Genomic DNA, 24,248 nt, shown 5'->3' with positions numbered 1-24,248 from the left:
GCTTCTGCCTGCTCTTGCGGGGGCAAGTCCCTGCCCCCTGTCTGACACAGGGGCAGGAAAGATTGCCTTAAAAAACCATCGGCAGGAGTTCCACTGGGGCACATTGCGGCCTGTCCTGTAACGCCTGTTCGGCATCCTTCGGGCTGTGCATGGCCTGTAGAAAATGGCTGAGGTCTTGATGGAGTTTGCATTGCTGGTTGTTTATGGGTTTGACAAATACTTGCTTCTTCTTTTTCATAAGGCTATCCTTTTGTGCCGATGGTGTTGACAAAACGGTACCTGAGCTGGTCGTCCTGTACTTCCGGCCCCTCAATGGTTGCGGTGGTCAGTACAGGATAAGTATGGCTGTAAAAGTCCCTTACCCGTTCTTTGGAAAAAGAGGGTTCAGGGTCGGTCAGGGTGAGTTCCGTTCCTTTTTCGGTCATCAGGAACACACGTTTCAATGCTGTTGCTACTAACATGATTTCAAATTTTTGGTGAACGGTTAAAAAAGACTTGGGGCGAAGTGGGCGGAAAGTGCTTCCCTTTTTTGCCGGATTTCTTCGGCATGTTCGGGGTACAGCGATGGGTCAGGGACTTTCATCCAAGCCTCACGGTGCTTACCTTCTGCTTCGAGTTCGGCAGCTTTCTTAAGCCCCTCGTCGTATTTTTTTTCTTTTTCGCTTTTGTTCTTTTCTTCCTGCGCTGCTTTTTCCTTTGCCATTTTTGATGCTGCCAAGGCGACTTCCTGCTGTTTCAGGTAAACCTCCATATTGGCAAAGAGGGTGTCGGTAACTTTGAGGGGTTGCCCGATATTGCTAAAGAAGCTGCTGTCAAAATCTTCGGGGCTACCCTTTAGGTTAAGGGGCGGTATAAGCTTGGCGGCATCGTCCCCGCACTGGTCATCACTAAGGCGAACAGTAACCACCATATAGTTTTCACGGGGCTGGGCAATGGCGATATGCAGGTCAGCTTTAAGACCCAATGCGGCAAGCTGTTTAAAGAATGTTGTTTCCATAATTTTAAGTATTGATTGAATAATTGATTTTGCAGGCAAAGCCTGTTGTTCGCCTGCTCTACAGGTCTTTCTTTTTGGGTAGCTTTTGCAGCACCGCATTCAGGTCTTGAGGGATGTCCGGCGGGAAGTCCGAGAGATTGATGTCTGCCCGTTTTAATGTACCTTTTTCAAAGGCGAAGGTGATACGGAATGCCCTTGCTTCGCTGATAGACAGTATTTCCGCTTTGTTTCTTTTCAGTTTAAAAAAGGCTGTCCATACGGCATTCTCGAAATTCATGCCCGAAGCCTGTTCTATGTGGCGTTTATAAACTTTGCCGTTGCGTTTGCGTACCGACATGGTCAGGGCAAACTCATAACAGATGATTAGCTTTTCCATAAATTTTAGTTTGTGGTGTAATAATTACGGCGTGGCTTTTTCCTGCGGGCTTCCCGTGGCCGCTTTTGCTGTGGCCTGTGCGGGAAATGATGACAAATAGCAGGGTGGCGAACAGTAAAAGCCAAAACAGTTTCTTGATTATCCACAAGCCAGCTTGCAATAGGATACCGTTGCTGTAGCCTATTACCCGCACAGTCAGAATAAGCAAGATGACGATAAGCCATGCGACGTGAAGTGAGGATGCGTGATTTAATGTATTTTCCATTTCCTTTAATTTTTAGCAATGTGGTCAATAGGGAATCGATGAGCTTTCTGCAAACGTTTTGTAGATAGTTTCAACTTCCCGTTCAGTTTGGCAGGCATTAAACTGCTGCACCAGACTTTCAATTTCTCCAATAGGAATTAGTGGGGAAAATTGATACTCCCAACATAAATCCTTTAACCTAACCCTAAGCCGATAGGGTTTAGTCATATTAGCCTGTAGCTTCATCGCCTTAATAATTAGTTTTTCATCTTTGGTACATTGATAGCGGTCTTTAAGTTGCAACATGCGCCAGTACCTTCCGTACCGTGACAAAGGGGTTTTGCTGAACTTCTTTTTCTTTTTTGTCCTCCGGCGCAGGTCGTCCTGAAATTCCGTTATCGTATAATCCGGGTATTCGATGCACATGTTATGAAAGGCAAACAGCGGCTCTTTTTTAAATAGCCTTCGTGCTTTACGAAGCCTGCGAATTTTAAAAAGCCGTTCCGGACTAAATGTTCTACTGCTCATCATCTTTGATTTGTTGATTTGGGCTAATTGTTTTGGATGAAATTGTTATGGCCTTCTTCCTCAAAGAGCATCTGTACGGCAAGCCTGAATTTCTTTTCGCCTTCCAGTGCCATCGCATAACGCAGCACATATTCGATGCTTATTAAAGCCCGGAAGCTATAGAAGAGATTATCACTGAATACTGCCGCGCTCCTGCCGATATTCCTATGGGCGGTTTTCAATGTGCCTGCTACGTCCGTTGCTACCTGTAGCCAAAAGTTGGCAGTCAAGATGGGGTTATCCCATTCCTCTTTAACGATGTCCGTGTTGTTGAGCAGATAATGGCAGCCATCGCTTATCGCTTCTGACATCGGCTGTATGTGTTCAGGGAAAAGGGATGCCAGTAGTTTTGCCTTTTCTGTATTGTTCATTTCTTTTAATGATTTCATAAAGAATGTATTTAGGGCAGCCCCCGTAGGGACTGCCGTTAAGGAATTAGTTCAATTGAAAAATGCCGTTGCCTTTGCGGGTGTACTGGTCGCACAGGTCAAAAGCTATCTGTGTCCTTTTCTGAGCGTTACCGCCTAAGAGGATAGATTTTACTTTCGCTTCGCTGTTATCGTATTCGCAAACGTTTTGGAAGTAACCCGTAACCGCATTGTATGCGCCGAACACCGTGCCCTTCGTGGTTTCCAATAGTTGAGTGTCGCTGGTCATGGCGTATTCGAATACATCGTCACAGGTATTCTTGAACTTGGTGGATAGTTCTGTTTCCTCGCCAATGGAAAGGCTGTTGTAAACCTCCTTGTTCGGGGCAAGCGCCAGTTGTATCAGTTTTTTCACCTCATTGTCGGTGATGCGCACTTTTGCCCATTGATTGAATATCGTCTCTAATTGTTCGCCCATGTCGCAGGCGATACCCATAATTTTGTGGGCATTTTCCAAACGCTCTTTGGCGTTCGCCGTATGGCGGATGCGGACAGCACCGGTCATTTTACCCAATGCTGCGCTCAGGGTGTTGGCGCAAACGATGCGGATAGGCGTAAAGGCTGCGGTAATACTACCGCTACCGTCATGGGAAGTGGTCAGGAAAAGGTATTTGCCGATATAATCATTGCTGCCGACCTTGATATCGTCGTCTAATTTGGCGGTAATGAAAATACGTTCACCCTTGCCCAATGCCCCGGCGGTTTCGTACCGGACACCCTTGCCACTGCCTACGATGCTGTCGAAAAAGGAAAAGGCGTCACGGTTCTGTACTATCTCGTAATCCTTGCCGACTACACCGAGCACGTTATTATTATCCGTGCGCAGGGTAGCGTATGCTGCAGGGACTTCGATTTCCTCGCCCCATATGGTTTCGCCACTGCTCGATATAGCAATACGGTCATTCTTCGTATACAAGGGTGTTTTAATGACCTCATAATCCAGCCCTGCTAATTGCATCGCCTCTGCGGAGGTGGGGTGTTCCTGTACGATTTGGCCTAAGCCGTGCCAGGCGATTTCCTTAACGCTGAAATAGCTGTATTGTCCTGTCTGTTCGTTGAAATTCAATTGATGTGCCATGATTTGAAAATTTGAGATTTGAAAATTGATTAGGAGGGATGAGGTTAAAAGGGCAGGTCATCTTTGTCTTTGCCCTGCGGTTGTACCTCCTGCAAATCGCCAGCACCTGCGTTATCCGCAGCTTTCGCAGCGTATTTGATAATCTGTATATCTCTAACTTTGAAATTCAAGGCGGCGCCAATTTCATCGGTGTTGGTTCGATAGATACGTGTCTTTATTTGTCCCTGTAGCAGTACTTCTGTGCCTTTGCGCAAAACCTTTGCTATGGCTGTCCTGCCCCAATAGGCGCAGGAAAAGAATGTCGGGTTCTTCACCCATTCTGTAGCGCCTTTGGGTTTGTAGTCCTGATTGTCTGCGATAGAAAAGTTTACTACCACCTGTCCGCTTTCGAGCATTTTTACTGTGGCATCTGCGGTGAGCCTTCCCGTTACCTGTTGCATAACTTTGTTGTTAATGGTTAAAAAATCTGTTCATTTCTTTTCTTTTTGGCCGGCTTTCCCGTGTTTATGTTTTTTGGGAGAGAACCGGTAAAAAGAAAGCAGATACAGGGGGTGCCGGCCGGCCGTGGAGAACAATAAGTCCTTTGGTGCCGGGGCCGGCAGGACCGGCATTATGTGTTCGCAGCGGGCGGCGGGCAGCCCCATCTTAGCTGCCTTTTGGCCGGTTCGAGAAAAGAAAATGGCGCGGTGAGGCGCCAAAGAAAATCTTACAGGCTTGGGAATAGGATGATCAGGAAGCAGGGGAGAAAAGAGTAAGGAAGTCAGGCTATACGACACGCCCGTAGCAATGGATAATCAGAATAATGATTGCAGAAAAAAGGGAGAATAAAAAATTGCTACAAGAGCCCTTCATCACTAAAGGAGAAAAAGCCTCCGCTGGTGATAATGATATGATCTGTGACCTGTATTTCCAGGATCTTGCCCGCAGCCTGGAGCTTATGTGTTATACGTTTGTCACATTCGCTGGGCTTAAGGTTCCCGCTGGGATGATTGTGACAAAGAATGATCCTCGCCGCACTGGCCTTTAGCGCTGCCGCAAATATGATCCTCACATCGGCAACCGTGCCGCTGATGCCGCCGCTGGAGCATTCGTAAATGCCCAGGACACGGGAGGCAGCATTCAGGAGCATGATCTTGAATTGTTCCTGCAGGTGCATTTTACCGGCATTCCAGTTATCCCGGAAAAGCTCATAGGCATGCAGGGACTTACCGATCTCCGGCATCTCGCATGGCAGTAACGTTGGGTTATAAGAAAGCTCGATCTCGGCGACCACCATCGTTGAATTACTTTGAAAAAGTTCCATAATTTCTGAATTGAGGTTAAAGAATGAATGATGGAACAGCACCAGGTAAGGCCTGATCAAGCCGTGAAGGAAACGGAATAAATAGCGCAGCGGTTTATGCCGTAGTCTTTACGGCGCTTCAGAAAGGCCTTGCCTGATTTTGTGATATGATTGATTCGATACCGCCACCCATTCCCGTTAGGGATAGTAGTGGAAAGCCCACAGTCCCAGCCATCGGTGGGGACGAGGACTTGCAGCGGATAGCCCGGCCCGAAGGGAACGGCCAATATAAAGTCACTATAGACCAACGACAGTGTATAATGATGCGGCACTTATGGCTATTACTGATTTTCTCTTAACTTTAGAGGTTAAAAAATGAGTTCGTCAGAATGGAAAACAAAAAAGTGTTTATATCCTATAGCTGGTCAACGCCGGCGCATGAAGATTGGGTGGTAGAGTTAGCAAACCGCCTGGTACAGGATGGTGTTGATGTGGCTTTAGATAAATGGGACCTTAAAGAAGGGCACGACAAATATCACTTTATGGAATCGATGGTAAAATCACCTGATATTTTTAAAGTATTGATCATACTCGATAAAAAGTATTCCGAACGTGCGAATGATAGAAAAGGAGGCGTAGGAACGGAAACTATGATAATAAGCCCGGAGCTTTATAACGATGTCGTTCAAGAAAAATTCATTCCGGTCGTTACAGAAGTTGATGAAAACGGGAAAGCCTTTCTCCCTGTTTTTTTAAGTGCAAGAATATACATTGACCTTTCGGACAAAGATCATTTTGAAGCTAACTATGAAAAGCTTCTAAGAAGTATTTTCAGCAGGCCTAGCTTAACCAAACCAAGTTTAGGAAAGCCACCAAAGTACCTGTTTGATGATTCTCCTATCAGGTACAAAACAACTGCTATGGCGCGTGGTCTTGAAGCCTTATTGGATAAAAATCCATTCAGAGCCAACAGTTATCTAACCGATTTTCTTGAAGAATATTTTGAGAATTTGAAACAGTTCAAATTAGACCGAGTAGCAAGTAATTCCTATCTTGATGTTGGAGAAGCCGTATATAATAAGTTTAATCAATACAAACTGCTTAAGGCCGATTATATCGACTATATAGGCAGGCTGATAAAAAGCGGGGTCCTTTTCGATCACGATCTCTTACTGCACTTCTTTGAGCGTTTGCCCATGTTATTATCGGCATGGGAGGATGATAGCTCAAATTTGCCTTCATATAGTTATGACCATTTTAAGCTCATTATTCATGAACTTTTCCTTTACACGGTCGGCCTGGCATTGAAATATAACAGCTTTCAACTTTTGGCAGATGTTTTTCATTCCAGGTATTTTATAAAGGATAAATATGCAAGGCCGCAGGAGTCGAACAATTTTACAAAATTTCGCTATTACTATGAAACAATGGACCAGTTTTACAAAAAACATTTCGGCAGGAACTATTATAGCCCGCATGCTGACTATATTACGATCAATGTTCCTGAAGGTGTCTCACCAAGTCTCATCGTAAACGCTGACCTGCTGTGTTATTATATTGCTCAACTGAATGACTGGACTTGGTTCCCGATCACCTACATATATCGAAGGGATGAGAGGGATGCTTTTGATTTCCTTTCAAGACTGGTGTCTAAAAAGCACTTTGAAAAAATAAAAGGAGTCCTGGGAATTGATAACATCGACGTTTTAAAACTTAAAATGCTGGAGATAAACGCACAAGGTAAAGATCGTGGATATACAAGTGGTCTTGCAGATCCTATTCCTGGTTTTAACTATTATATTAAAGTAGATGATATAGCCATTTCTGCATAAATTTTAGATAAAAATCGGGAAATACGTTCAGGCATTTCTGCAGATGGAGTAAGTGATAAATCGTGATCAAATAAAACCGGCCTACCTTTGCATGGATGCAAAGAAAAATATCCCAAGACCCGGCGATCCTTGCCGAAGTCGAACGACTAAGAGTATTTTTTGAGACAACGCCGATCCTGATCTCCGAATGGCGCGAGGGCTGCATGGTGGTAAAAGACATCCCACAATTTATTAGGCTGGAATTGAATGCAGCCGCCACCTTTAACCCCAGCCATCCATTCAATCCGCCGTTAAAGCGCCTGCAGCAGTTGGAAAAGGCTATTCAAAACCAGACGGGGACATCATCGCAAGCCATGTAGGCCGATTCATAGTTCTTAATTCAGGAAATCGAACTAAGGAGTTTTGGCCTTTAGGTATACGTTCAATACCTCTCTGACATAGTAATAGGCTCGTTGTTTGGACCTTAACCATACAATTATCAGCGAGGGAATTAAGACAATATAATATCTCCAGTCATTATGATTTTCTATAAGTAAAAAAATTGTGCCTAAGAGGGTTGTAGTTAACAGCGCTCTGGAAAATGCGTACAAAGTATTAAAATCCTCAACTCTTGTATCCTTGATGCCATTTACAAGTCTTACAGCAATTAAAAATAATTCATTGTTGGACGCATTGGGGTTTCCGGCATCAATCAGCAGTAATGCTTTTGCTTTACTGCCATGATAGAAATTGACTTTCCAGATGTTTTTTCCATCGAGCATTTTGGAAGAAGGTTTCCCACCCCAAGTCATAAAATAGAATCCTTCAAGCCAGCTGGAAATAGTGTTCAATAGATAACCCAAAAAGAATGCAATGGCGGTATACCCTATAACAAAGTCGTTGTCATATTGCAGGTTAAAGAAATTAAGTAATACTAGCAAGGCTAAAAAACCGGGGACCAACGAGGAAAGTATATCGTAAGCTTTGAAATTCATATGAATCTATTTTGCGGTTATCTGAAATAAACCATAAGCATCCAGTTCCTTAAAATAACTGGGCGCTCCCCAGTCCCTGCTACGTTTTTGATTATTACAATAGTAGTTTGCAAACGTTTGATTCTTAACGCAAACCAGTAGCCTGTCTAAGTTTGTGTTCAGAATAACATAACCAGCTTGGTTATTCGTGATTCTTGTATTTCTTGACGAATTGTAGTTGCCATAAGCCAAATGCTTTGAACTTGCATTGCCAAAAAGAGTTACCTGGGGATTTAGAACTTTAAAAAACTCATAATCGCGATCAGAATCCCGGCCATGATGAGGGGCAAATAAAACATCTACATTGGTAATCTCTTCTTTGTATGTGTTAAGGATATGATCCCATGTGTTATCATGACTATCACCTGCAAAGATAATTTTCCACTTACCGCCGTTTTTTTTGGGTGGAGTAAAAAGGAGTACATAAGATAAGTCATGGATATTTCCCTCGTTACTGTTTGCCAATTGTAGCAATTCCTTTGACGGTGCAAGTATTTTGATGTCATCCTGATTCCAGTACAAACTGTCGTCAGTATCAAAATAGGTCAATCTCTTTGTTTGAGAATATTTTCCGGCACGTAAAGTTTCGTAAAAACTCCAATCTGCTCTATTGAATTTATAAGGAAATTTAAAGCTCTCGATTTCTTTGTTATTATCTGTATCCCACGTGTTTGCAATATTAAATTCCGAATACAAATCTCGAATCCCGTCAATATGGTCCATATCGGGATGCGTTATTATAAAGCGAAAAATATTTGAGATGCCCAGTTTCTTCAAATAGTCAATTGGATTATCAGGAATCTTTTTCTGGCCGTAATCAGTTTTACCAGGAGGAACATTTGTGCGATTAAGCATTTCCTGTCTTGCATTTGAATTTTTCACAATAAGCTCCTCCTGTGTATCATCTTCGTTATAGGCATTACTGACGTCAATCATAGATATCCTACCGGAATCATGTTGAATAATGTTGCAATCTCCTTCTAGGACATTTAAAAAATGAATTGTTGCCATTTGGTTTAGGTTTAATGGATTAAAGATAGTAGTTACTTATTTATACGCAAATATCACGATGCAAATACACTATGCATTAATTGCTATTGTAGTACATGATTGTTGTTAATTGAATGAAAATCAGTACTGTATATCGTGTTGGCCACTTTTATTTAGAATGTAACTTCATAAATCGGTATGATCACTTAAAATTCCTTCCACCCGGGAACATATCCATCTGCACCGCTTTTTGAACCGGCTTTTTCTGTCGCGGATCGGGCCTATCTTCGCCACGTTCATCAGCGCGGGCCAAGGTTGGCACCAATGGGTCTTCTGTATGCGTTTCGCTTAGTCGCGACAACAGCCCGGAAAGGTTATAGCAACGGTGAACCATCACATGCGTTACTTCGCCTTCGCGCTGCAACTGGCCTTCTACCATCAGCAGCTTTGAGCTTACGATCTCCCTGCGGTACCTGTCAAAGAGCTTTTGGAAAACGACCAGGTTGGCCGAGCCGGTTTCATCCTCGATGGTAATAAAGCAGATCCCGCTCGCGGTACCGGGCCTTTGCCTGACGAGCACAAGACCGGCAACCCGGAGCAACGTACCGTCCGGCCATAAGTCCAGTTCCTTTGTAGAAAGGATACGTTGCTGGTATAGCTGCCGCCGGACAAAGCTGACCGGGTGGGCTTTTAAGGATAAGGCCATCGAGCTGTAATCCTGCAATACATGCTCGGAAAGCGGCATAGCCGGCAGGGTTATATCCGGCTCAAAAGCGCTTTCCGAAGGCTGCCCGGCAAATATGCCCTGCGGACGATCTTTTAAAGAAGATACCTCCCAAAGCGCTGCCCGACGGTCCAGGCCGATAGAGCGGAAAGCATCGGCGTCGGCCAGCAGTTCCAGGGCGCTTTGCGATATACCCATGTCCAGCAGCGAGTGGATATTGGTAAAGGGCGCGTAGCGGGCCGCAACCAAAAGTTGCATATCCTCCTCTTTCAGTCCCTTTACCTGACGAAAGCCCAGCCTGACGGCGTGAAAGCTACCAGCAAGCTCTTCGAGTACGCTATCCCAATCTGAATAGTTGATATCGACTGGCCGGATTGTTACGCCATGATCCTTTGCATCCCGGACGATCTGCGCAGGCTGGTAAAATCCCATCGGTTGACTGTTGAGGAGTGCCGCACAGAATACATCCGGGTAATAACATTTCAGCCAGGAGGAAATATAGACCAATAAGGCAAAAGAAGCCGCATGGCTTTCGGGGAAGCCATAGCCTTCAAAGCCCTGCAACTGTTTAAATACCCGCCTGGAAAAATCTTCCTCGTAGCCACGCGCCACCATACCGTTGACCAGCTTCGTTTCATATAGATGTAGCTTACCATTGGCTTTAAAGGATGCCATACTACGCCTGAGCTGATCGGCTTCGGCTGGTGTAAAGCCGGCAGCAACGATCGCTATTTCCATTGCCTGCTCCTGGAACAGCGGGACGCCCAATGTTCTTCCCAGTATTTCTTCCAAGTCTTTTGATGGATAGACCACCGGTTCTTCCCCGTTCCGGCGCCGCAGGTAGGGGTGGACCATATCGCCCTGGATAGGTCCCGGCCGTACAATGGCCACTTCGATCACCAGGTCATAAAAACATTTCGGGCGCAGGCGCGGCAGCATGGACATCTGCGCGCGGCTCTCGATCTGAAAGACTCCAATGGTATCGGCATGGCTCACCATCTCGTAAACTTTTGGATCATCCTGCGGCACATTGGCCAGCGTTAGCTTACGGTCGTAACGTTGCTCCACCAAATCAAAAGCCTTACGGATCATTGTCAGCATACCCAGCGCCAGGACATCTACCTTCAGGATGCCCAGGGCTTCGAGGTCATCCTTATTCCATTCCAGCTGCGTCCGGTTCTCCATCCGGGCATTGAGGATGGGGCAGATATCGGAAAGCGGGTTCTCCGTAATAACAAAGCCACCGGTATGCTGCCCCAACTGCCGGGGAAAGCCTATGTATTGCTGAGTCAGTTCTAATACTTTCAGCAGGTGCTCATCTTTTGGATCAAAACCTTCGCTGGAACCGGTCTTGCCGGCCAGCCAGTCTTCCGTCAACTCATAGCCCGATTTGGAAAGCCGGTCCACCGCATCCACGGACAAGCCCATTGCCTTGCCTACATCGCGTACCGCACCCTTCCAGTGCAGTTGGGTAACCGTTGCCACGATCGCGGCGTGCTCCCGGCCATAGTCCTCATAGATGTACTGCATGATCTCCTCGCGGCGCTCGTGCTCAAAGTCCACATCGATATCGGGCCATTCTTCCCGCGCGTCCGACATGAACCGTGAAAAAAGCAGGCGGGACTTCATCGGGTCCACGGCGGTAATCGCCAGGCAATAGCAGACCGTCGAATTGGCGGCGGAGCCGCGGCCCTGGTAGAGGATACCCAGCTCCTGCGCCTTTTGGGTATATTTATATACCCGCAAAAAATAAGGAGCCAGCTTTCGTTTTTCGATAAAGGCGAATTCAAAGTCCAGCTGTTTGCTGATCTTCTCCGGTATGATTTTCCCATAACGGAGGTGTGCACCTTCCAGGGTATATTTGACCAGCCGCTCCTGCGGTGTCAACCCATCAACGATCTTTTCTTCCGGCTCGATATATTTCAGGCTGTCCAAAGAAAAAGTACAGGCATCGGCAAGGACCCGCGTGTTTTCTATCGCTTCGGGATATGCCCGGAAAAGGCGCTCCATTTCCTCCTTTGGCTTCAGGTAACGCTCAGCGTTCTGAAAGAGCAAGTAACCGGCATTATAGATGGTACATTTCTCCCGTACGCAGGTAACGATATCCTGCAGTTCCCTGCGACTGCGGCAGTGGTAATACACATCGTTGGTGGCTACCATCGGGATATTTAGCAGCTCCGAAAGTTGCGACAGCCGGTACAGCTTTTTCATATCGTTACCGGTATAGGAGCGGATCGTGCCGAGGTACAGGTCCCGGCCAAGCTTTTGCCGGTACTCTTCGAGGTGTGCTTTAAAAGCTGGCTCGAAATCAAAGGCGGCATTTAATTCGGCAGGAGGGATAGCAATGAACTTGATGCCCTCGGCGTGTTGGTAGACATCCGATTTGTATAGCTGGCAATCGCCTTTCTCCGTCCGGAGGTTACCCAGGGTAAGCAATGCCGATAACCGGGCATAAGCATCCCGGTCTGTAGGATAAGCCAACAAGCTTGGCCCGTCCAGCAGGTCTAGCCTACAGGCGGGGATCAGGCGCATACCTTTTTCTTTTGCCGCGACATGGGCGCGGACGATACCGGCCAGGGTATTATGATCGGTAATGGCAATCTGTTTGTGACCCAGTTCAAAAGCCTGTTCGATTAGCTCTTCCGGGTGAGAACCGCCGTGCAGGAAGCTAAAATTGCTGGTTACCTGTAATTCTGTATAACTCATAACAATGTTATTTGATCAGGCAAAAAAGCCATGAATAAACCATTGGGGATCGCCCTCATCATAATGGCCCAGGCGGAACAGCCAGTACCGCGCCCCTTTATCATCCTCGACCTGGTAATAGTCCCGGTGCAGGCTGTTTTCGATCCACCATTCCTGTTCTATACGCTCGGGGCCGTCCGCCCTGGTGATCTTATGTACCGTTCCTTTGTAGATAAAAAGCATCGGCGGATAATCGGGTATGGGCGCCGCTACCTCTATGAGTTCGGGAACCGGCAGCAGGTGTACCGGCCGAGGCAGCTCCGTTCGCCAGGCAGTAGCTGGCTTTTCGTCAAGGGAGACCGCAACTTTGACCGACCGCTCCGGCCAGTAATGTTCCGCGGGCAGGTAACGGTGAATGATATCCATACCGCCCCTGGCCGTCATGCGGTCCAGCAATTCGGCTATCTTTTTATCGGCCTGCTCCCGGCCACTTTGCCACATGGTTTGCTGCACTTTGGAAAGATCTTCCACTACCGGCGCTTCCAGGATAAATAGCTCGATGCCCAGGGCGGGCGCAATGGTCGTGACCTTTAGTTCAAAAAGGCGGAAAAGGTGATCGACGTTACAAGAGGCAGCATTGGTGCCGATTTCGATCTGCTGCAGTTTGCCGTCAATACGATAGCCTTTGAATACCGCCTTACGCAAACCCTTACCTTCCATGACCAGCCGTTTGCAAAGCGTTTCCAATAAGCGCTGTAAAGCGATCTTGATACCCGTAGCCGTCCGAATAGGCTCCTGGCTGGGCAGGCGCTCCTGGTAAGGTTCAACAGGCCGGATCGGCTCTATAGGTTCCTTTAGCTGCCCGAGGGCCTGGTCCAGCCGTTCAAGCAGCAGCGGGCCGAAACGCCTGCGCAAAACATTGCGCGGCATTTGTATAAAGCTGCTGATCCTGTAAAGGCCCAGCTTTTGCATCCGTTGCAAAGTAGCCGGTTCCAGGCGCAGGGCGGCAGGTGGTAAGGGCAGCAGGGCTTCCAGTTGCGCGCCTGCGTCAACAAAGGGCGAAACCTTGCCATAACGGCAAACTGCCCAGGCCGCGCCAATGGTATCGGCGATGGCAGCCCGCGCATCGTAACCCATATTATTGAGCTTGGAAAGTATGTCTTTTAAATAAACCTGCTCACCGCCCCAAAGGTGCGCGCAGCCTCTTATGTCCAGGATGAGGCTATCCGGCAGCGCTACGGCCACGACAGGCGTATAGCGCAGGCACCATTCGGCCAGGTAGGCCAGCAGCTTCCCCGCCAGCTCGGACCGGTCGTCGATCACCACCAGGGAGGGAAGCAGCGCTTTGGCGTCGGCCACTACCATACCTGATGTTATGCCCGATGCTTCCGCAGGGATACTGGCGGCCCTGATGACCATGCGGCCGCGTTCCGGTGCAGCCAGGACAAAGGACATATCCTTTAATTCCGGCTGACGGGATATAAACCTGTCTGTTGTCAGGTGAGGAAACCATATGACTACAAAACGCCCCGCCATTGCTATCCCACTTTTTGTAATGGTTTGTGCGCGGTTGCCGCGGCCCGCCTGCGGCTATGACGAAAGCCACCATTTGCCCATTGCATGACCCAGGTGCCAGGCCTGCCGTTGCGAATTTTTATTAATTCCACCCGCCAGCTTGGGTCGCCGACACCGGGCAGGCCGTCCTGCAGGGTACCCGGTAATGAAGATATCTTCCAGCGGGCGACAAATGTATTGGTACCCATGTTCCGCGGCTGATACCGATGGATAAGGCCGGTCACCCGGCTATGTTCGACTGCCAGTTGGAACCTGCGGGATTGGGCAAAATCTATTTCGGAAATATCGCCGAAGACAGCGGCCAGCGCTTCGCATTTGAGCGCTTCTTCCACCATCCAGAGGATATCAGATGTTTTACTGAGGTCGATAAAAATGACCTTTTCGGGGTCGATCCCGAAAAGGCGCAAGGCAGGCGGGAACAGCGTGCGCCGCGTGCTGATCCAAAGACAAATACCGCCATCCCGCATCAGCCCGCTAAGCAAACCCGCGATAAAGCCGGTGGTTGCCGCGGCATCCTCTTTTGTAGCGCTCAGGAATTCATGCACAGCGCCACAGGGAAAGGTTTCTCCGGGGAAGGCTGCGGTCATTGGCCCCAGGTCAAGCTTCAGGCGCTTGCTTTCATCAGTCAGCTTAAACCCCTCCATAGCAAGGATATCTTTTCGCAGCCTTTCGATCACTTCACTTTTCATAACGATGCTATTTGTAAATCCGGATAATTTTTTAATTTTGTCACCAATGGTGACAATTTGTTGTTATCAATAATAACATTACAAAATGAATAACCAAAAAGTTTTTTTTTCCGTTAACATCAAATTCCTCCGGGAACGTAAAAAATTGAGCCAGGAAGCTTTGGCTAACCAATTGGCATTCACCCGTTCTAAGCTGGCCGCCATTGAAAGCGGTGCAACCAAAGCGCCACAACCTGAGGACCTGATCATGATCTCGGAATTTTTTAAGATCAGTGTCGATAGTTTGTTGAAAGTTGACCTGGGCAAACTTGGAGGATTGAAAATGCGGGAACTGGAGGCCGGCAACGATGTCTATATGACCGGCAGCAAGATCAGGGTGCTGGCGATCACGGTTGACAAGGACAACAAAGAAAACCTGGAGTATGTACCGGTCAGGGCAAAGGCCGGTTACCGGGCCGGGTACAACGACCCGGAATTTATCGCCACGTTACCGAAATTCAGCATGCCCAATCTTCAGGGCAAAGGCACTTTCAGGATGTTCCCCACTACGGGCGATTCGATGCTGCCGATACCGGAGAACAGCGAAGTTATCGCGCAGTACATCGAGGACTGGAAAGCCATCAAGCCGGACACGCCCTGTATCGTGATCTTAAAAGGCGACCAGGAGTTTGTATTCAAACAAGTTACCGTACAAAATGATGGGACATTACTGCTCAAGTCGCTTAACGACCTGTTTGCTCCTTATACGGTACAGATATCGGAAGTACTGGAAATATGGAAATACTATAAGCACCAAACCAACGTATTACCCGAAAAACCGACGGAAGTGCAGGAAATAAAAGTCATGATCGACCAGGTATTGCAGGAACTGAAAAAGAAATAATCGTTTTTTTTAAAGTAAAAAAGTGGTTATAGTATTGGTTTGTAGTCGACTTTATTTTAAAATTAACGGAAGTATTATTTAATTTGCTATTAGAAATATGAAGCAAAACTTACCGGATTCCGATTCCACTTTTAATGTTTCCCAGGAGCAACTGTCGTTGGCGCTCAACCAGGTTTCGCTTGGCTTTTGGGAAGTTAATCTGGTGGAAGGGAATTTTATGGCTTGTACCGATCAGTGCAAAAGAAATTTCGGGTGGGATACGAAAGAGACATTCCGCTATGACGATATGCTGGACTGTATACTACCGCAAGACAGAGGCGGTATGCAGGAACGGGTAATGCAGGCGATCATGAATAATGAAGCCTACATAGCACAATACCGGGTGAGGCATCCCGATGGCAGCCTCCATTGGATTGAAGCGCGTGGCATGGTAGCTTATGAGAATGGGATACCTCAAAAGATATCGGGTACCACCCAGGACATTACCGAAAAAAAAGACCTTGAAATTCTACGTGACGAAATGCTCAGCGTAGCCATGCATGAACTGAAGACACCGCTTTCCGCAGTCAAGGGATCACTACAGATCCTGGAACGCCATCTCGACGGGCAACCGGAAGACCCGATAACCAAAATTGTTTCCAGGGCGCTGAAGTCAACAGACAGGATCACCAGGCTCTTGGATGAGATGGCGACCCCGATACTCGCGAAAGGAAAGGAAATTTTCCTGGATAAATCGCCATTTGACCTCGAGAAATTAACGCATGAGATCGCGCAGAACGCGGTCATGGTCCATCCGGAATTAAGGATTACCGTTCACGGCCCCCAAACGGGCATCCTTGTCAATGCCGACCCATACCGAATCGGACAGGTACTCACCAACCTGATCAATAATTCCGTAAAGTACACCAAGGAAACGCCGGAAGTTGATGTATACTTAAATGGGAGTGAAAATGAAACATCTATCATTGTGAGCGACCAGGGTCGCGGTATCGCAAGCGAGGACAGAAGGAAGGTATTCGATAAATTTTACCGCGCTGCAAATACCGGACCTGTTGAAGGACTGGGTATCGGTCTTTTTCTATGTTCAGAAATCATTGCCCGGCATGGTGGCAGCATTGCAATCCAGGAAAAAAGCACTCCGGGAACGGATATCATTTTCACATTGCCCGGCTAAATAGCAGCCTTGTTTAAAGATATTGCGTTCGCATAAATTATTCCGCTACTGCTTCTGCATTCACCAGGTATTTGACTATGCCGGTTTGTAATAATACCGCTACGAACTCGTGTCCCATTGATATTCCAGATTTCATTGACATAAAGGATCAAAAGAATTACATAGTATTTCGACGCGTCGCCCGGCTTTATGTTTTTAACAGCTGATACTTTGATCGAAAGGGCAGACCTTACAACCGCTTAAATTTCCTGATTTTTAGAATACTCCCGGAAGTAGCCTCCATTTGACCTTGAGACAATAGTCGGTATAGCCGGACAGGTTTTTTTTAAGAAACCGTTCCTCGTCCATTAACCTGGCGATGATGACCACGAACATCGGCAGCACTGAAAGTAATGCCCACCAGGAATTCAATGCAACAGGCGTGCCGAGGAGCAACAGTAGTGCACCGCTATACATGGGATGCCGTACAATAGCATAAGGCCCGGTAGTGATCACCGTTTGCGCCTTGGCTACTTGTATGTTAGCTGCCGTAAATGTATTTACCGCAAAAGTTTTAAAAACAATATAAAAACCGACAAGAACCACGGCATCGCCAATGATGTACAGATATTTCGGCAACAAAGACCAACTGCAGCGCCTGTCCAGGCCGGCTACGACATATATTGCGATAAAGGCAAGCTGTGCAATAGACTGTATGATCTTCTGGCTTTTTTCCTTTTCTCCTGCCGGGCCGGCACTTAACCGCCTTTTCAGTAGTTCCATATCTTTTTTAACCAGGTAACCTGTGATCGCAGCGCAACAGAGAAAGAACACCGATAGGTAAACCCAGCCCGCCCGGTAATGCAGCGTCCCTACAGCACTAAAAAGCACAATACCCATGACGACGATCAGGAATAATAAACCGACAAAAGCCTTTAATATGGTCTTGTTCATAATAAAACCTGTTATTGAAGTTTATAACAACCGGATGGTCCATTGGTGTTCAGATCATTTAATGCCTGCATCCAATACCAGAGCTAAAGGAAATAACAATGGTGTTTTAAACTGGCCCGAAAACTCACCTCAGATAAACACCAGTAGAAAAAGCCTCCAATTGGAGGCTTTTTCTGTGTAACAACTGTAAAGTCTATTTCGATTCTCCCTTCGAAGGATAAATGTCTATACGTGTTCCATGTACAGCGCTGAGATAGGCAAGTTTATCTTTTAGAGATTGCATTGTTGCCTCGATATCTTCAACAGAAATATGGTTTATATCGATTGTGTTGAGTTTGTCTTGCTCCATTATGGCTGTTTCCGTAGCTATTTTTTTTGCTTGTTGAAACTTAAGTTCTGCATCTGCAGTGGTATTCAACGCTTCGGCTTCTCTTTTCCGAACTTCAGCTTCCAAAAGCCTTTCAGCAAGGAGGCGCTTCTCGTTAAGCCATGGCGTAATAAACTCTATAAACCTTTTCCATGCAGACTTTACCTTTACGGATGAGCCATTAGGTATACCGGTATAGCGCTCTATCTCAGTTCGAATAACGGGATCTTTTATTTCATGCATGGCTCATCGTTTTCGAGGTTGAAGATTCCGGTTAACTCAAAATTTATTCCTGATCCACCCATCATACGATTAAGCAAAGACAATTCAGATAAGATATCCGCAATCTGTTCATCGGAAGCTGTCCCTCTATCAATATCAACATCGACTTTATCGATTGGTAAAGCAGTTGAGATGTTCCAAAAAAAAGGCCGCTGTTCGGAGATTCCATGAGGAAGCTTCCAATCTTTCCAATCATCGCAAACTGAATCTGCTGGCCCAACTATAACTCTGGGTACGTCGTCAATATCTTCAGGAATAAGAGTGCCTGTATCAAAAAATGTCGGGTTAAGCTTTTTATATTTTATGCTATAACCGTTCTCCGTAAGGGCATTAACAACTCGAAAACCTTTAAAGGCCGCAGCTATCTTCGCGATATCTTGATCCGAAGGTTGCTTTGGAATATCCTCTGCAATTTCGCTTGTGTTTTTATCAGGTTTCTTTTTGCTCATATCATTGTGTTGGTGGCGACATGCCTGTTTATAAATAAACTGTCAACCTAAAATTCGATAATTATAACAAAAGAGGGCTCTTGCAGAATTGATACAATAAACGACGATCTTTTAATTTATAGGGATTAAAGATAATGAGGTTTATGGGGCTTTAAATTGCACAGCGGCTCACCTGAAATTTCAAATTGCATGGATATTCAAATGCCACAGGTTTTTTATTGATTTGATCGGGCGACCTTGTGTTTGGAATATGGTTATGCCGCAGCATTTTGTTCCAGCCATTTTTTGAACTGTACGGCACGTTTCTGGCTGATGACAGTATTTGTACTCATATCAGGATGCAGGCGCAGATCAAGCTTACCATAACTCAGCAAGTCAAAACCCTTGCAGGCTTCGCGGTTTACGATCAGTTGCCGGTTCGCACGAAAGAAATTATCTTCCGGCAGAACCGCGGTAACTTCATCCAGCGTCTCCTCAATGAAATATTCCTCGTTCTCAAAAGTGCGGAGCTTATTCAGGTTCTGATCCCGGTAAAAGCACGCAATGGCGTCCATCGGTAGCAAAAAGTTTGTTGCGCCTTTGCTCACCTGGTAAGTTGCACGCTTTGGTTCCGATATCGAAGTATGCGGTATAGAACGGATTAGTTGCTCGGCTTGCTTCCAGCGGGCGAAAAAGGAATAAGCGACATAATAAAGGTTGATCATGACCAGCAGTGAGACGATGAACTCGAAATCATAGCGGATATAAGAAGTGTGCAGGATGTTAACCCCGCCGCGTAGCTGAAAATATGCCCAGGCCAGCAGGAAGGCCAGCAAAGCCGGTAATCCCAGGCCAGCTACCAACTGCATACCGGCACGCTGAGCTGGATGCCGGTTCCAGTCAAAGTTGTGGTCAAGCCGTATAATAATCCAGCGCATCAGGGAGAACAAGACAAAAGCGATGACGAAGCTGCCGGCCAGCGCCAGGTAGTAGGACTTCAATAGCAATATTTCGAAAGTGGATCGTGGATCGCCATAGACCACGACAATATGGGCGCCGATAAGACAGGCGGTAAGTCTGAATATAAGATCGTGGTATTGTACCGGCTTTAGGTGAGCTTTCATTACCGCGGATGTTTGCATGATATTTCTCCTAATATAATATTTTTGTCAAAAAGGAAACTTGGGTTAATCTGTTTAAAACAAACGACGATAGATTTGCTTTATTGTTAAACCATATTCCTTTACTATGACACAACAACCTTTTACCCAGGCGGGTGTGAACGCCAAACTCAAAGAACTAGCTTTACTACCCGGCCCAGAACGATTAAGACAGACCGACACTTTAACTTCCAATTTCAGGGGCTGGATGGCCCAGCATTTCAAGCTTTCGGACCAGCAGAACAAATATCTGTCCGGACTTGATGAACGGTTCGTCCGCTATACCGCCGCGCAGCTGTACGTTGGTATCAATTCAGATGTACCTGTCGGCGTTGTCGTCCCAGACCCGAGCGACCCGAGGAGCAGCAAGCTGACATTAACCGACGGCTTCGCCCAAGTAGGTGACGATACCAAAGGTGGCTATGCCTTTACAGGAAAGGCTACAATAGTTTTTCGTTACCAATAAATTTGGGAAGGGACTGCCATTCTGCTTTACCTTGTATGTTAAAATAATGGGAGGCCAAAAGGTTCTCTAATACGATTTAAGTACCCCTTCCAAAACAGCCTGATCGCGTAAACACTACCTGCCAGCACAGGTAAGAACGAATCATAATTGATTTTTGAAAACTTACAAAAAAAGGCCGCCATTTGGCGGCCTTTATTAAAAATATCTTGTTCGATTACCTTATTCGGCTACGGCACCCGCATTTACCAGGCTTTCGGCTATGCCTGTTAATGCTTCGTCGGTTGCTTTTTCGTTATCCAGTGTTTGCTGTAATAATGCTGCGACGTCCTTGTGTCCCATCGTGGTCGCCAAAGTACGCAACCCGCCATAAGTTGCGATCTCATAATGCTCTACCTTTTGTGCGCCTAGAATCAGCCCGCAATCACGGATCATGGTATCTTTTTCAGTATCCTCAATGATGCTGCTGGCTTCCGCTAAAATACCGGCCATGGCATCACATTTTTTTGCTGCAGCTTTTTCTCCCAGTAGTTCAAATACTTTTTCCAAAGTTTCCACGTGTGTTTTGGTTTCACCCAAATGTTTATCAAAGGCCGCAGCAAGTTCAGGGCTGGTCGCTGCTTTCTTCATTTTAGGTAGCGCCGTAACCAGGTGCTTTTCCGCCCAATAGATATCCTTTAATTCATCTACAAAGAATTTGTGGAATTCGGCGTTTCCCATTTTGCCGGTTTTTGCTGTTGTTGTCATAATATTTCCGTTGTTTGTTAAACTTTATTTTTGTTGTTTTGATAATCGCTCCACTGCGCAACGCCTGAGGGCTCTGCTTTTTTCTCTTCCATACTTTTCATTTTGCTCATTTTCTTATCGAGCTTTTCTGTGTCTTTTACTTCCTTGCCGAAATCATCTGGCAGTTTGGTTTGCCCAACCGTTTCCCTGGCTTGCGCAATCGGGTCTGAAACGTAAACCCAGTTTTTATCCATGCCTGGTATTTCGCCTTCGTTCCAGGGGCCTTTTACTGTACCCGCAGACATGTTATAGACGTTTTGTAAAAACCTCGGATCTGCAGCTAATACGCCCGGCGGGAAATTATCCGAGATGCTGTTTAAGGCAGCTTCGAACATTTTATAGTGGGTTACTTCGCGCGTCATCAGAAATGACAAGGTTTCATGGATATAGGTATCATCGGTGAATTTCATCAGGTGCTCGTAAACCAGTTTGGCCCGGGATTCTGACGCTAAATTGGTGCGTAGATCGACTGTTAAGTCACCATTCGAATTAACATAGGATGCGCACCATGGAATGCCCTGGCTATTGCGAGGGGTTACCCCACCTCCGGTAATAATGGCAAACTGTGGGTTAGCAGATAAGGCCGCATGGATCACACTTTCCTTTTCGGCTTTGCCATTCATGGCGACCATGATCTCGCTTTGTTCGGCGGCATCTTTGAGATCACCATTCACTCCTTTGAGCAGCATTTGGATAGTAGCCCCAACGATCTCCAGATGACTGAATTCTTCTGTAGCGATATCCATGAGCATATCGTATTTATCCGGGTGCGCAGCTTTCGCGCCGAACGCCTGAGTGAAATATTGCATTGCTGCGGCTAGCTCTCCATTCTCACCCCCGAATTGCTCCAATAATAAATTGGCAAAACGTGGGTCTGGCCTGGATACCCTGGCATTAAATTGTAAGTCTTTTACATGATGAAACATGATGATCGTTATTTAGCGGTAAATGGATGGTAGTTCCCAGAATAAATCCCGGTGAGGAGAGTTATGATGTGCTAATACAACATGTCCAGGCCGAATAAGTTTTAACCATAGCTTAATTATTTATATAAATAATTAAATCCGCTTATGTAATCATGTCAGACAATAGTATCAATGAATATTTTATCATGCTCCAATAGTTGCAATTTCAACAGGTGTCACCTTAGAGGCTTGCAATGGCGTACATGGGAACAACAATAACAAAGGAGCTCTCCATCTAAAGGGCAGGCACACTCAATTTTACTTAGCAATAAATTTGCAAAGGGCCTTTCGTCTTGCTATATTTAAAATTCCAAGCAGCGGAGGGCCCTATGGCGGGATATAAAGATCTTTCAGATAAGGAATTAATAGCACTGCTCAAAAAGAGTGATGAACAGGCGTTATCTGCGCTTTACTTTCGGTATTGGGATAAGCTATTTGTTAAGGCCGCCCAGAATACCGTTAAACCGGAAGATGCTGAAGAAATCCTGCAGGATATATTCATCCGTCTTTGGGAAAGAAGAACAGAGCTGGAGATCACACATAACCTTTCTTCCTACCTTGCCGTTGCAGTTAAGTATAAGATCATCGACTACCGCGCAAAAGCTCACCGGCTGAATAATAAAATTGCCTTTGCTTCACTCGATGAAGCTACTGAGGCAAGCGTACTTTCTACAGAAGACCTGCTGCTTGAAAAAGAGTTATGGCAAAGCATCCAGCAAACCATCGACAAGTTGCCCGAAAAATGCAGGATCGTTTTTAAGATGAGCCGCGAAGAAGGCAGGACCAATAAGCAGATCGGCGCTGAACTCGAAATCTCTGAAAAAGCTGTAGAGGCGCATATTTCCCGCGCGTTGAAAGGTATCCGCAGTAACATTACTACTGCCAGTGCTGTATTACTCATGTACCTTATTGAAAGCAATAAGTAATCCACGTCCCATTCTAAACCATTCTTTCCGATATCTGTGTAATGCTGTTAATATTATTTTCATAATTTCTTTACATGGATGTAGGGTAAGCCAAAGAAATGCCGACTATATAAGAAAAGCACCTTTATGGCGGAACCCTATAACGAAGCGTACATTAACGAGCTGGCAGATAAATGGCAGCGGGGAACTCTTACGGAAGAGGAACGGGCGTATTTTAACCGATGGTACGATCGGTGGCGCTCGGGCGAGATCGAACTGCCGGAGGGCTATGCCAGTAACCCGCTGGAAATACGCGACCGTAACCACCGGATGATCCTGGAGCGTATCCGTAATGAGAATAAGCGGCCGCCTTTAGGGCTGGAGCTATGGCAATGGGTGGCTTTGGCAGCTGCTATAGCATTGGCGATCGGTGCCGTTACCTTATATCCTATTTTACAGATCCAGCAGCGACCCGTTATCGATCCACAAGCCAGCCAACGTACTATTCGCCCCGGCAGTAACAAGGCAACCCTTACCCTCGCCGATGGGAAAGCCATAACGCTTGATGATGCAAAAGCTGGTGTCATCGCCGGGCAAGGCGCTACGCAGATCAGCAAGACCGGCTCCGGCATCGTGGCTTATCAAAGCACCAAGGAAGCAGGGAACGCACCAATTTTATATAATACGATCAATACACCCAACGGCGGTACTTACCAGGTCGCTTTACCTGACGGTAGCCACGCCTGGCTGAACGCCGCATCATCCCTGCGGTTCCCAACAGCATTTACCGGTAGCCAAAGAGAAGTACAGATCACCGGCGAAGTTTACTTTGAAGTCGCCAGGGACAAAGCCCATCCCTTTGTTGTAGCAACGCCGGGCCAGACCATTACCGTGCTCGGAACCCATTTCAATGTGAACGCCTATGCTGACGAAAAGAAATTTACGACGACGCTCCTTGAAGGTTCGGTGAAGGTTACTGTCGGACAACAGGTCAAGATCCTAAAACCAGGCCAGCAGGCTGGGGTAAGCAATGCCGCCATTCAAATCTCAGATGCAGATACGCAGCTTGCCGTAGCCTGGAAGGATGGCCGGATCGCATTTTCCCATACGCCTGTACAACAGGTGCTTCGAGAAATATCGCGCTGGTACGACATCAGGATACAGTATGAAGGTGCCGCACCCGACTATACCATTTCCGGTGAAACGCCCCGTAATGCAGACCTGGATGCCATTCTAAAATTATTGAAGAGTAGCGACGTGCATTACAAGCTTGCCGGACGGACATTAATTATCACGCCATGAAAATAATCAACCCATCATAAACCAAAACAGTTTGCCTATGCAGAAATAAGATTCGTTTAGTTAATTAATAAGTTCCCCAACATAAAAATGGCCGCCCGGTGCAACGAACACCGGCGGCCG

The 24,248-nt window shown here is 46.5% G+C and carries 28 protein-coding genes; 7 read left to right on the top strand and 21 right to left on the bottom strand.

Features of this window, described 5'->3' with window-relative positions; all coding sequences use genetic code 11:
- Window positions 1-67: 67 nt before the first annotated feature.
- The 10 genes from DZK30_RS25975 to DZK30_RS18995 form a co-directional block, all read right to left on the bottom strand.
- Window positions 68-238 carry a hypothetical protein gene (locus DZK30_RS25975; protein ID WP_162903246.1) on the bottom strand — a complete coding sequence of 57 codons (171 nt, stop codon included), beginning with the start codon at window positions 236-238 and terminating at the stop codon, window positions 68-70.
- Between the two features lie 4 nt (window positions 239-242).
- Window positions 243-461, bottom strand: a complete 219-nt coding sequence (locus DZK30_RS19035) for a PRTRC system protein C (RefSeq protein ID WP_118975770.1) — start codon at window positions 459-461, stop codon at window positions 243-245.
- Window positions 462-484: 23 nt separating this feature from the next.
- Window positions 485-997, bottom strand: a complete 513-nt coding sequence (locus tag DZK30_RS19030; protein ID WP_118975769.1) for a PRTRC system protein E — start codon at window positions 995-997, stop codon at window positions 485-487.
- Window positions 998-1,055: 58 nt separating this feature from the next.
- Entirely contained in the window at window positions 1,056-1,373 is a 318-nt protein-coding gene (locus DZK30_RS19025; protein WP_118975768.1) for a hypothetical protein, read from the bottom strand.
- Window positions 1,348-1,638: a hypothetical protein gene (locus tag DZK30_RS19020; protein WP_118975767.1), complete on the bottom strand. Its 291-nt coding sequence runs from the start codon at window positions 1,636-1,638 to the stop codon at window positions 1,348-1,350. Before DZK30_RS19020 ends, DZK30_RS19025 begins: the two co-directional genes overlap by 26 nt.
- 24 nt (window positions 1,639-1,662) lie before the next feature.
- Window positions 1,663-2,148, bottom strand: a complete 486-nt coding sequence (locus DZK30_RS19015) for a hypothetical protein (RefSeq protein ID WP_118975766.1) — start codon at window positions 2,146-2,148, stop codon at window positions 1,663-1,665.
- A 20-nt stretch (window positions 2,149-2,168) separates the two neighbouring features.
- On the bottom strand, window positions 2,169-2,573 hold the full coding sequence (locus DZK30_RS19010; protein ID WP_162903245.1) for a hypothetical protein: 405 nt from the start codon (window positions 2,571-2,573) through the stop codon (window positions 2,169-2,171).
- 46 nt (window positions 2,574-2,619) lie between these two features.
- Window positions 2,620-3,690 (bottom strand): DUF932 domain-containing protein, encoded by a 1,071-nt coding sequence (locus tag DZK30_RS19005; protein ID WP_118975764.1) that lies wholly within the window; start codon window positions 3,688-3,690, stop codon window positions 2,620-2,622.
- Window positions 3,691-3,734: 44 nt separating this feature from the next.
- Window positions 3,735-4,130, bottom strand: a complete 396-nt coding sequence (locus DZK30_RS19000; protein WP_118975763.1) for a single-stranded DNA-binding protein — start codon at window positions 4,128-4,130, stop codon at window positions 3,735-3,737.
- Between the two features lie 395 nt (window positions 4,131-4,525).
- Window positions 4,526-4,993 (bottom strand): JAB domain-containing protein, encoded by a 468-nt coding sequence (locus DZK30_RS18995; RefSeq protein ID WP_118975993.1) that lies wholly within the window; start codon window positions 4,991-4,993, stop codon window positions 4,526-4,528.
- Window positions 4,994-5,361: 368 nt separating this feature from the next.
- Here DZK30_RS18995 and DZK30_RS18985 point away from each other — a divergent pair, with 368 nt between their 5' ends.
- Together DZK30_RS18985 and DZK30_RS18980 are read left to right on the top strand one after the other, a co-directional pair.
- Window positions 5,362-6,804, top strand: a complete 1,443-nt coding sequence (locus tag DZK30_RS18985) for a toll/interleukin-1 receptor domain-containing protein (RefSeq protein WP_118975761.1) — start codon at window positions 5,362-5,364, stop codon at window positions 6,802-6,804.
- A gap of 95 nt (window positions 6,805-6,899) precedes the next feature.
- Window positions 6,900-7,163 carry a DUF6965 family protein gene (locus DZK30_RS18980; protein ID WP_118975760.1) on the top strand — a complete coding sequence of 88 codons (264 nt, stop codon included), beginning with the start codon at window positions 6,900-6,902 and terminating at the stop codon, window positions 7,161-7,163.
- A 33-nt stretch (window positions 7,164-7,196) separates the two neighbouring features.
- Here DZK30_RS18980 and DZK30_RS18975 read toward each other — a convergent pair whose 3' ends face one another.
- The 5 genes from DZK30_RS18975 to DZK30_RS18955 all read right to left on the bottom strand — a co-directional run bounded on the left by DZK30_RS18975 (window position 7,197) and on the right by DZK30_RS18955 (window position 14,480).
- Window positions 7,197-7,778: a hypothetical protein gene (locus tag DZK30_RS18975; protein ID WP_205529500.1), complete on the bottom strand. Its 582-nt coding sequence runs from the start codon at window positions 7,776-7,778 to the stop codon at window positions 7,197-7,199.
- A gap of 6 nt (window positions 7,779-7,784) precedes the next feature.
- On the bottom strand, window positions 7,785-8,828 hold the full coding sequence (locus tag DZK30_RS18970; RefSeq protein ID WP_118975759.1) for a ComEC/Rec2 family competence protein: 1,044 nt from the start codon (window positions 8,826-8,828) through the stop codon (window positions 7,785-7,787).
- Between the two features lie 181 nt (window positions 8,829-9,009).
- Window positions 9,010-12,237 (bottom strand): error-prone DNA polymerase, encoded by a 3,228-nt coding sequence (locus DZK30_RS18965; protein WP_118975758.1) that lies wholly within the window; start codon window positions 12,235-12,237, stop codon window positions 9,010-9,012.
- Window positions 12,238-12,252: 15 nt separating this feature from the next.
- A complete protein-coding gene (locus tag DZK30_RS18960) occupies window positions 12,253-13,752 on the bottom strand; it encodes a Y-family DNA polymerase (RefSeq protein ID WP_118975757.1) in 1,500 nt (499 codons plus the stop codon).
- Window positions 13,753-13,754: 2 nt separating this feature from the next.
- Window positions 13,755-14,480, bottom strand: a complete 726-nt coding sequence (locus DZK30_RS18955; RefSeq protein WP_118975756.1) for an ImuA family protein — start codon at window positions 14,478-14,480, stop codon at window positions 13,755-13,757.
- Window positions 14,481-14,565: 85 nt separating this feature from the next.
- Here DZK30_RS18955 and DZK30_RS18950 point away from each other — a divergent pair, with 85 nt between their 5' ends.
- Both DZK30_RS18950 and DZK30_RS18945 read left to right on the top strand, forming a co-directional pair.
- Window positions 14,566-15,363, top strand: coding sequence for an XRE family transcriptional regulator (locus tag DZK30_RS18950; protein WP_118975755.1), 798 nt, complete (start codon window positions 14,566-14,568; stop codon window positions 15,361-15,363).
- 97 nt (window positions 15,364-15,460) lie between these two features.
- The gene (locus DZK30_RS18945; RefSeq protein ID WP_118975754.1) at window positions 15,461-16,537 is read left to right on the top strand and encodes a PAS domain-containing sensor histidine kinase; all 1,077 of its coding nucleotides are present in this window, start codon (window positions 15,461-15,463) and stop codon (window positions 16,535-16,537) included.
- Window positions 16,538-16,792: 255 nt separating this feature from the next.
- On the opposite strand, the gene DZK30_RS18940 is transcribed toward DZK30_RS18945, so the two are convergent.
- From DZK30_RS18940 to DZK30_RS18925, 4 genes are all read right to left on the bottom strand, one after another.
- Window positions 16,793-17,470: a methyltransferase family protein gene (locus tag DZK30_RS18940; RefSeq protein ID WP_118975753.1), complete on the bottom strand. Its 678-nt coding sequence runs from the start codon at window positions 17,468-17,470 to the stop codon at window positions 16,793-16,795.
- Between the two features lie 193 nt (window positions 17,471-17,663).
- On the bottom strand, window positions 17,664-18,080 hold the full coding sequence (locus DZK30_RS18935) for a hypothetical protein (protein WP_118975752.1): 417 nt from the start codon (window positions 18,078-18,080) through the stop codon (window positions 17,664-17,666).
- The gene (locus DZK30_RS18930) at window positions 18,068-18,568 is read right to left on the bottom strand and encodes a hypothetical protein (RefSeq protein ID WP_118975751.1); all 501 of its coding nucleotides are present in this window, start codon (window positions 18,566-18,568) and stop codon (window positions 18,068-18,070) included. Before DZK30_RS18930 ends, DZK30_RS18935 begins: the two co-directional genes overlap by 13 nt.
- 254 nt (window positions 18,569-18,822) lie before the next feature.
- Window positions 18,823-19,671, bottom strand: a complete 849-nt coding sequence (locus tag DZK30_RS18925; RefSeq protein ID WP_162903244.1) for a LytTR family DNA-binding domain-containing protein — start codon at window positions 19,669-19,671, stop codon at window positions 18,823-18,825.
- Between the two features lie 124 nt (window positions 19,672-19,795).
- On the opposite strand from DZK30_RS18925, the gene DZK30_RS18920 reads away from it, so the two are divergent.
- Window positions 19,796-20,173 (top strand): hypothetical protein, encoded by a 378-nt coding sequence (locus DZK30_RS18920; RefSeq protein WP_118975749.1) that lies wholly within the window; start codon window positions 19,796-19,798, stop codon window positions 20,171-20,173.
- Window positions 20,174-20,392: 219 nt separating this feature from the next.
- Here the strand turns inward: DZK30_RS18920 and DZK30_RS18915 are convergent, their stop codons facing one another.
- Together DZK30_RS18915 and DZK30_RS18910 are read right to left on the bottom strand one after the other, a co-directional pair.
- Complete coding sequence (locus tag DZK30_RS18915; protein WP_118975748.1) at window positions 20,393-20,917, bottom strand: YciE/YciF ferroxidase family protein; 525 nt, start codon at window positions 20,915-20,917, stop codon at window positions 20,393-20,395.
- A 17-nt stretch (window positions 20,918-20,934) separates the two neighbouring features.
- Window positions 20,935-21,882, bottom strand: coding sequence for a manganese catalase family protein (locus tag DZK30_RS18910; protein WP_118975747.1), 948 nt, complete (start codon window positions 21,880-21,882; stop codon window positions 20,935-20,937).
- Between the two features lie 368 nt (window positions 21,883-22,250).
- On the opposite strand from DZK30_RS18910, the gene DZK30_RS18905 reads away from it, so the two are divergent.
- Complete coding sequence (locus DZK30_RS18905; protein WP_118975746.1) at window positions 22,251-22,847, top strand: RNA polymerase sigma-70 factor; 597 nt, start codon at window positions 22,251-22,253, stop codon at window positions 22,845-22,847.
- A 126-nt stretch (window positions 22,848-22,973) separates the two neighbouring features.
- Window positions 22,974-24,128 carry a FecR family protein gene (locus DZK30_RS18900; RefSeq protein ID WP_118975745.1) on the top strand — a complete coding sequence of 385 codons (1,155 nt, stop codon included), beginning with the start codon at window positions 22,974-22,976 and terminating at the stop codon, window positions 24,126-24,128.
- The last annotated feature ends 120 nt before the right edge of the window (window positions 24,129-24,248 follow it).

Origin of the sequence: Taibaiella koreensis (genome assembly GCF_003545715.1) — a bacterium.
In the GTDB taxonomy this organism is placed as follows: domain Bacteria; phylum Bacteroidota; class Bacteroidia; order Chitinophagales; family Chitinophagaceae; genus Taibaiella; species Taibaiella koreensis.
The sequence above is the reverse complement of the archived record's forward strand: the minus strand, read 5'-3'. Positions and strand labels throughout refer to the sequence as shown.

Excerpts from the sequence above, each read along its gene's own strand:
- DZK30_RS18905 (WP_118975746.1), top strand. The coding sequence starts at position 22,251 with ATGGCGGGATATAAAGATCTTTCAGATAAGGAATTAATAGCACTGCTC.
- DZK30_RS18960 (WP_118975757.1), bottom strand. The coding sequence starts at position 13,752 with ATGGCGGGGCGTTTTGTAGTCATATGGTTTCCTCACCTGACAACAGAC.
- DZK30_RS18900 (WP_118975745.1), top strand. The coding sequence starts at position 22,974 with ATGGCGGAACCCTATAACGAAGCGTACATTAACGAGCTGGCAGATAAA.
- DZK30_RS18995 (WP_118975993.1), bottom strand. The coding sequence starts at position 4,993 with ATGGAACTTTTTCAAAGTAATTCAACGATGGTGGTCGCCGAGATCGAG.
- DZK30_RS18950 (WP_118975755.1), top strand. The coding sequence starts at position 14,566 with ATGAATAACCAAAAAGTTTTTTTTTCCGTTAACATCAAATTCCTCCGG.
- DZK30_RS19005 (WP_118975764.1), bottom strand. The coding sequence starts at position 3,690 with ATGGCACATCAATTGAATTTCAACGAACAGACAGGACAATACAGCTAT.
- DZK30_RS18965 (WP_118975758.1), bottom strand. The coding sequence starts at position 12,237 with ATGAGTTATACAGAATTACAGGTAACCAGCAATTTTAGCTTCCTGCAC.
- DZK30_RS25975 (WP_162903246.1), bottom strand. The coding sequence starts at position 238 with ATGAAAAAGAAGAAGCAAGTATTTGTCAAACCCATAAACAACCAGCAA.
- DZK30_RS18940 (WP_118975753.1), bottom strand. The coding sequence starts at position 17,470 with ATGAACAAGACCATATTAAAGGCTTTTGTCGGTTTATTATTCCTGATC.
- DZK30_RS19020 (WP_118975767.1), bottom strand. The coding sequence starts at position 1,638 with ATGGAAAATACATTAAATCACGCATCCTCACTTCACGTCGCATGGCTT.
- DZK30_RS18910 (WP_118975747.1), bottom strand. The coding sequence starts at position 21,882 with ATGTTTCATCATGTAAAAGACTTACAATTTAATGCCAGGGTATCCAGG.
- DZK30_RS19025 (WP_118975768.1), bottom strand. The coding sequence starts at position 1,373 with ATGGAAAAGCTAATCATCTGTTATGAGTTTGCCCTGACCATGTCGGTA.
- DZK30_RS18985 (WP_118975761.1), top strand. The coding sequence starts at position 5,362 with ATGGAAAACAAAAAAGTGTTTATATCCTATAGCTGGTCAACGCCGGCG.
- DZK30_RS18980 (WP_118975760.1), top strand. The coding sequence starts at position 6,900 with ATGCAAAGAAAAATATCCCAAGACCCGGCGATCCTTGCCGAAGTCGAA.
- DZK30_RS19030 (WP_118975769.1), bottom strand. The coding sequence starts at position 997 with ATGGAAACAACATTCTTTAAACAGCTTGCCGCATTGGGTCTTAAAGCT.
- DZK30_RS18935 (WP_118975752.1), bottom strand. The coding sequence starts at position 18,080 with ATGCATGAAATAAAAGATCCCGTTATTCGAACTGAGATAGAGCGCTAT.
- DZK30_RS18970 (WP_118975759.1), bottom strand. The coding sequence starts at position 8,828 with ATGGCAACAATTCATTTTTTAAATGTCCTAGAAGGAGATTGCAACATT.
- DZK30_RS19010 (WP_162903245.1), bottom strand. The coding sequence starts at position 2,573 with ATGAAATCATTAAAAGAAATGAACAATACAGAAAAGGCAAAACTACTG.
- DZK30_RS18945 (WP_118975754.1), top strand. The coding sequence starts at position 15,461 with ATGAAGCAAAACTTACCGGATTCCGATTCCACTTTTAATGTTTCCCAG.
- DZK30_RS18955 (WP_118975756.1), bottom strand. The coding sequence starts at position 14,480 with ATGAAAAGTGAAGTGATCGAAAGGCTGCGAAAAGATATCCTTGCTATG.
- DZK30_RS18925 (WP_162903244.1), bottom strand. The coding sequence starts at position 19,671 with ATGAAAGCTCACCTAAAGCCGGTACAATACCACGATCTTATATTCAGA.
- DZK30_RS18975 (WP_205529500.1), bottom strand. The coding sequence starts at position 7,778 with ATGAATTTCAAAGCTTACGATATACTTTCCTCGTTGGTCCCCGGTTTT.
- DZK30_RS19000 (WP_118975763.1), bottom strand. The coding sequence starts at position 4,130 with ATGCAACAGGTAACGGGAAGGCTCACCGCAGATGCCACAGTAAAAATG.
- DZK30_RS19015 (WP_118975766.1), bottom strand. The coding sequence starts at position 2,148 with ATGATGAGCAGTAGAACATTTAGTCCGGAACGGCTTTTTAAAATTCGC.
- DZK30_RS18920 (WP_118975749.1), top strand. The coding sequence starts at position 19,796 with ATGACACAACAACCTTTTACCCAGGCGGGTGTGAACGCCAAACTCAAA.
- DZK30_RS18915 (WP_118975748.1), bottom strand. The coding sequence starts at position 20,917 with ATGACAACAACAGCAAAAACCGGCAAAATGGGAAACGCCGAATTCCAC.
- DZK30_RS18930 (WP_118975751.1), bottom strand. The coding sequence starts at position 18,568 with ATGAGCAAAAAGAAACCTGATAAAAACACAAGCGAAATTGCAGAGGAT.
- DZK30_RS19035 (WP_118975770.1), bottom strand. The coding sequence starts at position 461 with ATGTTAGTAGCAACAGCATTGAAACGTGTGTTCCTGATGACCGAAAAA.